General features: G+C 68.7%; 8 protein-coding genes and 4 tRNA genes. 4 read left to right on the forward strand and 8 right to left on the reverse strand.

Annotated features, from left to right (window positions below; translation table 11 throughout):
* The 3 genes from VFM98_RS15530 to VFM98_RS15540 form a co-directional block, all read left to right on the forward strand.
* Window positions 1–480, forward strand: a 480-nt coding sequence (locus VFM98_RS15530) for a fumarate hydratase C-terminal domain-containing protein (protein ID WP_325110813.1), incomplete at its 5' end; no start/stop codon positions are given.
* A 47-nt stretch (window positions 481–527) separates the two neighbouring features.
* Window positions 528–1358, forward strand: a complete 831-nt coding sequence (gene murI / locus VFM98_RS15535; RefSeq protein ID WP_325110814.1) for a glutamate racemase — start codon at window positions 528–530, stop codon at window positions 1356–1358.
* Window positions 1359–1609: 251 nt separating this feature from the next.
* A complete protein-coding gene (locus tag VFM98_RS15540; RefSeq protein WP_325110815.1) occupies window positions 1610–4270 on the forward strand; it encodes an Ig-like domain-containing protein in 2661 nt (886 codons plus the stop codon).
* 102 nt (window positions 4271–4372) lie between these two features.
* On the opposite strand, the gene VFM98_RS15545 is transcribed toward VFM98_RS15540, so the two are convergent.
* A complete protein-coding gene (locus VFM98_RS15545; RefSeq protein WP_325110816.1) occupies window positions 4373–5674 on the reverse strand; it encodes an MFS transporter in 1302 nt (433 codons plus the stop codon).
* Window positions 5675–5776: 102 nt separating this feature from the next.
* Here VFM98_RS15545 and VFM98_RS15550 point away from each other — a divergent pair, with 102 nt between their 5' ends.
* Window positions 5777–6739: an AMP-binding protein gene (locus tag VFM98_RS15550; RefSeq protein WP_325110817.1), complete on the forward strand. Its 963-nt coding sequence runs from the start codon at window positions 5777–5779 to the stop codon at window positions 6737–6739.
* A 12-nt stretch (window positions 6740–6751) separates the two neighbouring features.
* Here the strand turns inward: VFM98_RS15550 and VFM98_RS15555 are convergent, their stop codons facing one another.
* The 7 genes from VFM98_RS15555 to clpX all read right to left on the reverse strand — a co-directional run.
* On the reverse strand, window positions 6752–7375 hold the full coding sequence (locus VFM98_RS15555; protein ID WP_325110818.1) for a DUF6806 family protein: 624 nt from the start codon (window positions 7373–7375) through the stop codon (window positions 6752–6754).
* 87 nt (window positions 7376–7462) lie between these two features.
* Window positions 7463–7551 (reverse strand) — tRNA-Leu (locus VFM98_RS15560).
* A 41-nt stretch (window positions 7552–7592) separates the two neighbouring features.
* A tRNA-Gly gene (locus VFM98_RS15565) sits at window positions 7593–7668 on the reverse strand.
* An 11-nt stretch (window positions 7669–7679) separates the two neighbouring features.
* Window positions 7680–7753 (reverse strand) — tRNA-Cys (locus VFM98_RS15570).
* 47 nt (window positions 7754–7800) lie between these two features.
* A tRNA-Gly gene (locus VFM98_RS15575) sits at window positions 7801–7876 on the reverse strand.
* Between the two features lie 68 nt (window positions 7877–7944).
* The gene (gene lon, locus VFM98_RS15580) at window positions 7945–10359 is read right to left on the reverse strand and encodes an endopeptidase La (RefSeq protein ID WP_325110819.1); all 2415 of its coding nucleotides are present in this window, start codon (window positions 10357–10359) and stop codon (window positions 7945–7947) included.
* A gap of 147 nt (window positions 10360–10506) precedes the next feature.
* Window positions 10507–11284 (reverse strand): ATP-dependent protease ATP-binding subunit ClpX (gene clpX, locus VFM98_RS15585; RefSeq protein ID WP_325110820.1); only part of this gene is annotated, 778 nt, incomplete at its 5' end.

Here is an 11284-nt window from a genome sequence, read left to right on the forward strand (position 1 = left end):
ATCCAGGACATGCTGGCCAAGGGCGAGCCGCTGCCGGTGGACTTCCGCAACCGCGTGATCTACTACGTCGGCCCGGTCGACCCGGTGCGCGACGAGGTGGTCGGCCCCGCCGGCCCGACGACTTCCACCCGCATGGACAAGTTCACCGAGATGATGCTGGCCCAGACCGGCCTGATCGGCATGATCGGCAAGTCCGAGCGCGGCCCGGAGGCGATCGAGGCGATCCGCAAGCACAAGGCGGCCTACCTCATGGCCGTGGGCGGCGCCGCCTACCTGGTTTCCAAGGCCATCAGGAAGTCCAAGGTGCTGGGCTTCGGCGACCTGGGCATGGAAGCCATCTACGAATTCGAGGTGGTCGACATGCCGGTGACGGTGGCCGTGGACGCCAACGGCACCAGCGTGCACACGACCGGGCCGGCCGAGTGGTCGAAGCGGATCGCCACCGGCGAATTCAGGAAGATTCCTGTCGCCGCCGCCTGAAGCTGTCTCACAGGCAACGGCATCTCGTCCGCCGTAGAGTTGCGGGAATGGACCGCGACAGACCCATAGGCGTGTTCGACAGCGGTGTAGGGGGGCTCAGCATCCTGCGGGCCCTCCGCGCCGAGCTGCCGGGCGAGGATTTCGTCTACTTCTCCGACGCCGGCCACGCGCCCTACGGCGAGAAGGGCGAGCACTTCGTCTCGCGCCGTTCGCTGGAGATCGCGGTGGACCTGCTGGAGCAGCACCGCATCAAGGCCCTGGTGGTGGCCTGCAACACCGCCACCGCCGCCGCCGTGCACCTGCTGCGCTCGCACCACGGCCACCTGCCTGTGGTGGGCGTGGAGCCGGCGCTCAAGCCAGGCGCCGCGCTCACGAAGACCGGCCGCGTCGGCGTGCTGGCCACCCGCGGCACCCTCTCCTCCGCCAAGTTCCAGACCCTGCTCACGTCCCTGCGTCACCAGGCCGATTTCGTGCTGGTGCCCTGCGACGGGCTGGCCGCCGCCATCGAGGCCGGCGACGAGGCGCGCGTGCGCGAGCTGTGCCGCCGCTACACGGTGGAAGTCTGCTGCTTCGGCACCGGGCCGGGCGAGATCGACACGCTGGTGCTCGGTTGCACCCACTACCCCTTCGCGGAGGCCACCTTCCGCGAGCTCCTCGGCCCCGCGGTGCAACTCGTGGAGACCGGGCAGCCGGTGGCGCGCCAGACCCGGCGCCTGCTGGAAGCCCGCAACCTGCTGAATCCCCACGGGCGCGGCGGGGTGCAGTGGCGCACCACCGGCGCGCCGGAGTCCCTGCAGGCCGCTGCCGCGCGCTGGCTGGGGCTGGTCGAGCGGCCCGCCGCCGGCAGCGGCGACGACGACCTGAAGCTCGCGGCCTGAGCGCCGCTTCGGCCAACCCACACCCCACAGTCCCCAGCTTCGGTGGGGAAACGGCCCGCCCTTTTCCCCAATGTCGGGGGCGACCGGGCCGGCATGAGCACCAAAGTGCCCCCCATCACGGCACCTGTGGGGTGGTCCGCTCCTTGCGTAACGGTTGATACACCGGCACACAAGTTCGGAGCAGGCCTCGAGGAGAGGGCCTGGAAGCGCCGATCCGGTACGGCACTCAAACCCAGAGGAGAGAGGGACTCATGTCTTCACCCAAACGCAGCCTGCTGTCTGCGGCGGTACTGCTCGCGCTCGCCGCCAGCCCCGCCCACGCCGTGCTGGAACGCTTCGGCCCGATCGACCATTCCCCCAGCGTGGGCGGCTTCCCCTCGTGGTTCCAGGACAAGACCGGCATCACGCTGGAGTTCTGCGACTACAAGACGACGCTCGAGCGCGACGGCGGCTGGTGCGTGGCGCTGGAAGGCCCGGTGCCGGAGGTCTTCCCGCTGGATTTCGGGCCCGAGCACTTCTACTTCGCGGCCGACAACGTCATGCAGGACCCGGGGCTGAATCTCAAGGCCCGGCTGGTCCTGTCCGTCGAGGCGGGCTTCTCGAACGAGATCGTGCCCATCGACGGTGACCAGATGGTCTTCGGCCGCCTGCGCATCATCGTGCCGAACCTGCCCTTCGACGGCGACTACCGGGTCATCACGCCGTACTCGGAGCACAACTTCAACAACATGGCCGTGGGCGACAAGATCCAGTACACCCAGGACATCGGCCTGGCCTGCGTGCTCACCTTCGAATGCGTCCTGAATGGGACCGTCGGCCCCTTCCTGCTGCCTTCCGCCGTGCCCGGCGGCGCCGAGGTGCCGCCGATGCCCGACCTGAAGTCGGCCCCGCCCGGCACCGACCCCTTCTACGACGCCATGGTGGCGCTGGGCGGCGCCTCGCTCGATCCGCAGACCGGCAAGAAATACATCGCCGACCCGGGCCGCGTCGGCCCGGTCACCGGCAGCCCGCTGCCGAACTTCGTCGCCTACGACATCAACGGCGCGCAGAGCCTGCGCAACCACAACACCTTCCGCATCGAGGTGCGCACGCCCTTCGCCTCGCGCAGCAGCGCGCCCTTCTACGTGATGGAAGGCGAGAGCAACTTCGTGGTCGCGGGCCGCCTCATGACCGGCACCCTGCCCGGCAAGGTCACGCCCACGCGCGCGACGTACAAGGCCGACGCCGTCGGCAACATGACCGACCTGGACGTGTTCGCCACCGGCCACCCGACCACGCAGGCCCGCCTGCCCGCCCAGACGCAGCAGCCGCCGGTGATTCCCGTGCTGTCCTACTACGAGGAGCCGTGCGCGAACTCGCTGTTCTTCGATCCCGAGGTGGGAATGGTCCGCCTCAACTCGCCCCAGTACTTCGGGCCGCCTGCGAGCAACCCGATCCCGATGAAGCAGCAAGGCACCACCTTCTGGGGCCAGACGCAGCCGACCGGCACGCCGCCCAGCCACGTGTGCATCGTCGATTCCGCGGCCCGCAACTCGGAAGGCCAGACCATCCCGGCCTACTACATGCAGCGCGTGACCGACACCGTCACCATCGACGTCGCCGGCTTCGACGGCCCCAACAACGGCACGCTGGCGGTGAACGCGCGCTCGAGCGACCCGACGGCCAAGCTCACCCTGGTGGGCTATGGCCCCGCTGCGCCCGAGACCCCCGGCACCGCGACGGCGGGCGCACCCGGCACCGGCCTCGACCTCGCGCCTGAAGCGGCCACGGTGACGGGCCTCATGGCCGCCCCGGCCACGGTGCAGGTGACCTCCTCCAAGGGCGGCAGCGCCGTGCGGCCGATCGAGACGGCGCGCGGCCTGCCCACCGGCGGCGGCACGGGCGGCGGCGACCCCGGCGGCGACCCCGGCGGCCCGCCCACCATCGGCACGCCGGTCGCCGTCAACGAGACGTCGACGATGTTCGAGGACTGCGACCCGAACACGGCCTCCATGTGCGCCGCCGGCACGGGCATCTCGATCGACCTGATCGGCAACGACACCATCGCCGTCAACGGCAGCACGATGACCCTGCGCAACTTCGTGCGCCAGGGCCTCGGCACGGTGACCATCAACGCGCAGGCGCCGCGCCTGGGCACCGCGAACATCACGGCCGACGGCGTGGTCACGTACATGCCCAACCCGAACGTGAGCGGCACCGACTCGATCACCTACACGGTGACGGCGAACGGCGTGGAGTCGAACCAGGGCATCTTCACGATCAACGTGACGCCGGTCAACGACATCCCGTACGCCGTCAACACCAGCGCCGGCGCGGTGGTGGGCAAGCCCGGCTCGATCAACCTGATCGCGACCTCGCTGGACCCCGACGGCACCGCCGACCTGAAGGACGCGGAGATCCTCACCTGGCCCGCCCAGCTCGGCCCGCGCCCGACGCCCGTCGGCGGCGTGGTCAACTTCACGCCCACCGCGGCCGGCAACTACAACATCATCTACCAGGTGAAGGACGCCGCCGGCGCGCTGTCGCCCAACGTGGCGGCCGGCAGCGTCAGCGTGGTCACCACCGAGACGATCACCTTCGCCAAGTCGCAGTTCACCCGCGGCCAGCTGCGCTGGACGATCAGCGGCAACGACACCGTGCGGGCCGGCCAGGAGATGACGGCCGTGTACGACGACGGGCGGCTGCGCGCCGGCGGCACCTGCGACGGCACGGCCACCAATCCGCAGTGCGTGATCGGCACGACCTTCGTGGACAGCGCCGGCGGCTGGCTGATGGACCGCATCATCCCGGCCAACACCGCGCAGGATCCCACCAACACCGGCGTGTGGCAGAAGGTGCCGACGCGCGTGAGGGTCTTCTCCAGCAACCCGGCGATGGGAGGTTCCAACTCGGCCACGATCCTGCTCAAGTAAGGACACGGCGCCAACGGGCGCCCTGTGCCATGACGCCGTCATGGCAGCGTCGACCCTTCGGGGCGGCACCGGAGGCACCGGCCGCAAGGCCGGTGCCTTTTCTCATGGCGCGGCGAGGGCGGCGGCGCGGCCGCGGGCCACGTCCACCTTCAGCAGCAGCACGAGGCCGACGATGAACAGGCCGGCGGTGCTCATGATGGCCAGGCGCTGGTTGCCGCGCGTGGCCCAGGTGATCGCGCCGTAGCTGAGGGGCCCGACGATGCTGGAGAGGCGGATCGCGAAGGTCCACAGGCCGTAGAACTCGGCCAGCTGGCGCGGCGGCGCGAACATGCCCGCCAGCGCGCGGCCGGCGGACTGGCTCGATCCCATGCACAGGCCGGCGATGGCCGCGGCCCACCAGAACTGGCCCTTGGTGGTGGAGACGGCGGCGATCACGCAGGTGGCGACCCAGCCCACCAGCGTGCTGCCCAGCGCGATCTTGTGGCCGATGCGGTCCTGCAGGTAGCCCCACGCGAAGGCGCCGCCGGCGGCCGCGAGGTTCAGCACGAAGATCAGCACCATGGTCTCCTGCTGCCGGAAGCCGATCACGCTCTCGGCGTAGATCGCCGCCAGCGTGATCGCCACCGCCACGCCCCCCTGGTAGAACACGGCACAGGCGAGCAGCCACATGAAGTCGGCGTAGCGCCGCGCGGCACGGAAGGTGCGGCGCAACTGGTGCAGCGAAGCGGCGAGGCCGCCCTCGCCCAGCGCCGCGGGGTTGGGCCGGGCCCGTTCGGTGAGCAGGCGGAACGTGACGATGGAAGCCAGTCCGTAGAGGGCCGCCGTGATCAGCATCGTCACCGGCACGAACTGCGCCGCCGGGATGCCGCGCGCCTGCGCCCAGAGCACGTAGCCCAGGCAGATGCCCAGGGCCAGCATGCCGCCGAAGTAGCCGAAGCCCCAGCCCCAGCCGCTCACCTTGCCGAGGGCGTGGGGCCGCGCCAGCTCCGGCAGGAAGGCGGCGGTGAGCGACTCGCCGTAGCTGTAGAAGACGTTGGAGACGATGATCAGCGCCATCGCCAGCGCCACGCCGCCGGGGCGGGCGAGCGCGAGGGCCGCCGTGCTCACCACGCAGCCGAGCGTGACCAGCGCCAGGATGCGCTTCTTGGCCGCCCGCAGGTCCGCGTACGCTCCGAGGCTGGGCATCGTGACCATCACGATGAAGTAGGAAACACTGAGCGCCAGCGTCCACGCGAAGGTGGCCCATTCGGCCTTCTGCGCGATGCCGCCGACGAAGTACGCGGCGAAGACGGCGGTGATGACGACGGTGGTGTAGCCGGAGTTGGCGAAGTCGTACATCGCCCACCCGAACACCTCGCGCCTGCGCACGCCCGGGTTCAGGGCGTCCTGGGAAAACAAGGCCATGGGCGCGAAGCATAGCGGAGCCTTGACGCGCATCATCTTGCGGCCGCCGCGCGCGGCCTAAGTTGACCTGCGGCGCGTCCGCCAGCGCCGCGGGAGCCTGCCATGGATGCCGCCCGCCCCTCGGAAGCCGCCACCTTCGACGCCATCGGCTTTGCCGAAGCGCCCACGCTGCCGCTGCTGTTCGAGCGGCGCTGCGAGCGGACGCCGGACCGGGTCCGGGGGCCGGTGGCCGCCCTGATGTGGCCGGTGCTGCGCCACCTGGTCAGCGAGCGGCTGCTGGCGCGCCTGGGCGGGCGGCTGCGGCTGGCCGTCTCCGGCGGCGCGCCGATGTCGCGCAAGCTGACCCACTGCTTCGTCGGCCTCGGCCTGCCGCTGCTGCAAGGCTACGGCCTCACCGAAGCCGCGCCGATCGTCACGGCCAACCGGCTGGAGGACAACGTGCCCGACTCGGTCGGCCGTCCCATCCCGGGGGTGGAGGTGAGGCTGGGCGCGCATGACGAACTGCTGGTCCGCGGGCCCAACGTCATGCTCGGTTACTGGCACGAGCCGGCGCCGACGGCGGCGAGCGTCACAGCCGACGGCTGGCTGCACACGGGCGACATTGCGGCGTTCGACCCCGGCGGCCACGTCCACATCGTCGGCCGCATCAAGGAGATCCTGGTCACCTCCACGGGCGAGAAGGTGCCGCCGGCCGACCTGGAGATGGCCATCGCGGAGGACCCGCTGTTCGAGCAGGTGATGGTGCTGGGCGAGGGGCGCCCCTACCTGGCGGCGCTGGTGGTGCTGAATCGCGAGGGCTGGACCGCCCTCGCGGCCGGCCTGCGGCTCGATGCCGGGGCGCCGGACGTCCTGGGCCGGCCCGAGGTGCACAGCGCCGTGCTGCAGCGGGTGGAGGAGCGGGTGGCGAGCTTCCCGTCGTACGCACGGGTCCGGCAGGTATGGCTGACGCTGGAGCCGTGGAGCACCGACGAGGGCCTGATCACGCCGACGCTGAAGCTGCGCCGCAGGCAGTTGCAGGAGCGGTTCGCGGCGGCGATCGAGGGTTTGTACGAGGCCGGGCGGTAGGCTGGCCCGCCCTCAATGCAGATGCCGCGGCCGGCGCCCGCCGCCGTGGCCGGGGGCACCGCCGCTGCCGCGCGGCGGCTTGCCCAGCTCCAGCGAGCTCACCAGCGCGTCGAAGCGCTTCGAGAACAGCTTGTCGATCTCGCCGACCACGCCGTCGAGCTCGTTGGCCTCGAAGTGGCGCTCCATCAGGTTCACCACGTCCTGCACCAGCAGGTCGCGTTGCACCTGCATGATCGCAGCGGGCGTGGGGCCGACGAACAGCATCACGAAGTCGTCGCGCGACTCCTCCTCCGGGTCCGCCTCTTCCTCGTCGAACTCGGCGTCGTAGAAGGTGACCTCGATGGCCGCGCCCTCCTCCGCCAGGTCGTTGAGGCTCATGCACATCTCGTCGAGCTGCTGGCGGAAGTCCATGTCGCCCGCGACCGTCCAGCACATGGTGAGCAGGCGCTCCTGGGCGTCGAACTTGATGCCGGGCTCTTCCTCGTAGGCGCTCTCGGCGCCGTCGGCCAGCGACTTGGCGCCGGCATAGGTCCACAGGGGTTTCAGCGCCTCCTGCAGCTGGGCGTACGTCACGCCCGTGCGCAGCGGCACGTCGCCGTGCACGTGGATTTCGAAGGGGGCGTCGTAATGGGACATGGTGCTCTCTCCGGCCCTATTGTGGACCTTCCCGGCCGTGAGTTAGTTCTGCGGGTGCCTCAGGCGGGCAGACCCGGCGGGGATGACTGGTGCCTCGAGCCGGACTCGAACCGGCACGCCTTTTGAGGGGCCGCGGATTTTAAGTCCGCTGTGTCTACCGATTTCACCATCGAGGCCCAAGCAAAAAGGGAAGCCCTCCCGGGCTTCCCTTCGCGAATGGAGCGGGAGACGAGTCTCGAACTCGCGACCTCAACCTTGGCAAGGTTGCGCTCTACCAACTGAGCTACTCCCGCATCGACTTTCCTGGAGGCGCGTACCGGAGTCGAACCGATCTAAACGGATTTGCAATCCGCTGCATAACCGCTTTGCTAACGCGCCGACATCCAGATGAAAAGGGACGCTGCGTGCGTCCCTTGATCAGAACCTGGAGCGGGAAACGAGTCTCGAACTCGCGACCTCAACCTTGGCAAGGTTGCGCTCTACCAACTGAGCTATTCCCGCGTCGAAGCCGAAATTATAGCGGAGATTTCGAACCCCTCCGCCGCACCCCGGCCCGCGTCGAAGGACTGTCAGTGTTTGACAGCCACCGGCGTCGCGCTCTCCGCCACCGGCGCGGCGGCCTGCACTTCCTCCTCGGTCAGCGGCGTGGGCTGGCGCTCCAGCGCGATCTCCAGCACCTTGTCGATCCACTTCACCGGCACGATCTCGAGCCCGCTCTTCACGTTCTCGGGGATCTCCTGCAGGTCCTTCGTGTTCTCCTCCGGGATCAGCACCGTCTTGATGCCGCCGCGCAGGGCCGCGAGCAGCTTCTCCTTCAGGCCGCCGATCGCGGTGACCTCGCCGCGCAGCGTGATCTCGCCCGTCATCGCGACGTCGGCGCGCACCGGGATGCCCGTGAGGGCCGACACCAGCGCGGTGGTCATCGCGATGCCGGCGGACGGGCCGTCCTTCGGCGTGGCGCCATCGGGCACGTGGATGTGGACGTCCTTCTTCTCGAACACTTCGTCCTTGATGCCCAGCGCGCGCGAGCGGCTGCGCACCACGGTGCGCGCGGCTTCCACCGATTCCTTCATCACGTCGCCCAGCGAGCCGGTGCGCAGCACGTTGCCCTTGCCGGGCATCAGCGCCGCCTCGATCGTCAGCAGGTCGCCGCCGACCTCCGTCCACGCGAGGCCGACCACCTGGCCGACCTGGTTCTGCTGCTCCGCGCGCCCGTAGGAGAACTTGCGCACGCCGAGGAAGTCGTTGAGGTTGTCCGCCGTCACGACCACCTTGGGCGTCATCTTCTTCAGCTGCAGGCCCTTCACCACCTTGCGGCAGATCTTGGACAGCTCGCGTTCCAGCGAACGCACGCCCGCTTCACGGGTGTAGTAGCGCACGATGTCGCGCACGGCGTCCTCGCGGACCTCGAGCTCCTCTTCCTTCACGCCGTTGTTCTTCATCTGCTTGGGCAGCAGGTAGCGCATGGCGATGTTGGCCTTCTCGTCCTCGGTGTAGCCCGAGAGGCGGATCACCTCCATCCGGTCCAGCAGCGCCGGCGGGATGTTCATCGAGTTGGAGGTCGCCACGAACATCACGTCGCTCAGGTCGAAGTCGACCTCGACGTAGTGGTCGCTGAAGGTGTGGTTCTGCTCGGGATCCAGCACCTCCAGCAGCGCCGAAGCCGGATCGCCGCGGAAGTCCTGCCCCAGCTTGTCGATCTCGTCCAGCAGGAACAGCGGGTTGCGCGTGCCGACCTTCGACAGCGACTGCAGCACCTTGCCCGGCATGGCGCCGATGTAGGTGCGGCGGTGGCCGCGGATCTCCGCCTCGTCGCGCATGCCGCCCAGGGCCTGGCGCACGTACTTGCGGCCGGTCGCCTTGGCGATCGACTGCCCGAGCGACGTCTTGCCCACGCCGGGTGGGCCGACCAGGCACAGGATCGGCGCCTTGACCTTGTCGACGCGCTGCTGCACGGCGAGGTATTCGAGGATGCGGTCCTTGACCTTCTCGAGGCCCCAGTGGTCCTCGTTCAGCACGTCCTCGGCGAACTGCAGGTCGTGCTTGATCTTGGTGCGCTTGGCCCAGGGCAGCGCGGTGAGCACGTCGATGTAGTTGCGCACCACCGTCGCTTCGGCCGACATCGGCGACATCAGCTTGAGCTTCTTCAGTTCCCCGTCCGCCTTCTTCCTGGCGTCCTTGGGCATCTTGGCGGCCTTGATCTTCTTCTCGATCTCCTCGATGTCGGCGCCTTCCTCGCCTTCGCCGAGTTCCTTCTGGATCGCCTTGACCTGTTCGTTCAGGTAGAAGTCGCGCTGGTTCTTCTCCATCTGCCGCTTCACGCGGCCGCGGATGCGCTTGTCGACGTTGAGGATCTCGACCTCGCGTTCGATCTGCTCGAACAGGTTCTCGAGCCGTTCCTTCACCTCGGCGAGGTCCAGCACGACCTGCTTGTTATCGAGTTTCAGCGGCAGGTGGGCCGCGATGGTGTCGGCGAGCCGGCCCGGATCGTCGATGGAGGCGATCGAGGTCAGGATCTCGGGCGGGATCTTCTTGTTCAGCTTGACGTACTGGTCGAACTGCTGCAGCACCGCGCGGCGCAGCGCCTCGATCTCGGCCGACTTGGCGTCCGTATCGGCGGACTCCACCGGGATCACGGTGGCCGTGAAGTGGTTGTTGCCGTCGACGATCTTGGCGACGCGGGCGCGCTGCTGGCCTTCCACCAGCACCTTCACGGTGCCGTCCGGCAGCTTCAGCATCTGCAGGATGGTGGAGATGCAGCCGACCTCGAACATGTCGGAGACCGAGGGCTCGTCCTTGGCGGCGGCCTTCTGGGCCACCAGCATGATGCGGCGCTCGGCTTCCATCGCGGCTTCCAGCGCCTTGATGCTCTTGGGACGGCCGACGAACAGCGGGATGACCATGTGGGGGAACACCACCACGTCCCGCAGGGGCAGGAGCGGCAGGTCCATCGGGTCAGAAGGCAGAGGGGTATGTCCGGACATGGTGATCCTCGTGGTAACCAGCCATAGATGGCAGGTGTGGGGACATTTTCAACCCGGCAGCGCCGCCATGGGGGCCGCAGGGTCGGATGGTAGGGAAAAAGCGGTCGGGGCGGGCGCGCAATCGTTGCGAATCGGCCCCTCCCCGCATCAGGCCTTCTTGGCCGCTTCGCGGTAGACCAGCAGCGGCGGCTTGTTTTCCTCGATGGTGTTCTCGTCGACCACCACCTTCTCGACGTTGCTGATGTTCGGCAGCTCGAACATCGTGTCGATCAGCGACTGCTCCAGGATGGAGCGCAGGCCGCGCGCGCCCGTCTTGCGGGCCAGCGCCTTGCGGGCGATCGCCTTCAGCGCGCTCGGGCGCACCTCCAGCTCGACGCCCTCCATGGACAGCAGCTTCGCATACTGCTTGACCATCGCGTTCTTGGGCTCGGTGAGGATCTGCACCAGCGCGTCCTCGGACAGCTCGGACAGCGTGGCGACCACCGGCAGGCGGCCCACCAGCTCCGGGATCAGGCCGAACTTGATCAGGTCTTCCGGCTCCACCTCGCGGAACATGTCGGAGAGGCTGCGCTCCTTCTTGCTCTTGACCGTGGCGCTGAAGCCCATGCCGGAGGACTCCGTGCGCTGCTCGATCACCTTCTCGAGGCCGGCGAACGCGCCGCCGCAGATGAACAGGATGTTGGTCGTGTCGATCTGCAGGAAATCCTGGTTGGGGTGCTTGCGCCCGCCCTGCGGCGGCACGCTGGCCATCGTGCCTTCGATCAGCTTCAGCAGCGCCTGCTGAACGCCCTCGCCCGAGACGTCGCGGGTGATCGAGGGGTTGTCGCTCTTGCGCGAGATCTTGTCGATCTCGTCGATGTACACGATGCCGCGCTGCGCCCGCTCCACCTCGTAGTTGCAGTTCTGCAGCAGCTTCTGGATGATG

It is taken from the genome of Ramlibacter sp. (assembly GCF_035706265.1).
GTDB lineage: Bacteria > Pseudomonadota > Gammaproteobacteria > Burkholderiales > Burkholderiaceae_C > Ramlibacter.

What these genes read in the sequence shown, in the direction of transcription:
- VFM98_RS15550 (WP_325110817.1), top strand. Translation starts at nt 5,777, where the DNA reads ATGGATGCCGCCCGCCCCTCGGAAGCCGCCACCTTCGACGCCATCGGC.
- VFM98_RS15555 (WP_325110818.1), bottom strand. Translation starts at nt 7,375, where the DNA reads ATGTCCCATTACGACGCCCCCTTCGAAATCCACGTGCACGGCGACGTG.
- VFM98_RS15540 (WP_325110815.1), top strand. Translation starts at nt 1,610, where the DNA reads ATGTCTTCACCCAAACGCAGCCTGCTGTCTGCGGCGGTACTGCTCGCG.
- lon (WP_325110819.1), bottom strand. Translation starts at nt 10,359, where the DNA reads ATGTCCGGACATACCCCTCTGCCTTCTGACCCGATGGACCTGCCGCTC.
- murI (WP_325110814.1), top strand. Translation starts at nt 528, where the DNA reads ATGGACCGCGACAGACCCATAGGCGTGTTCGACAGCGGTGTAGGGGGG.
- VFM98_RS15545 (WP_325110816.1), bottom strand. Translation starts at nt 5,674, where the DNA reads ATGGCCTTGTTTTCCCAGGACGCCCTGAACCCGGGCGTGCGCAGGCGC.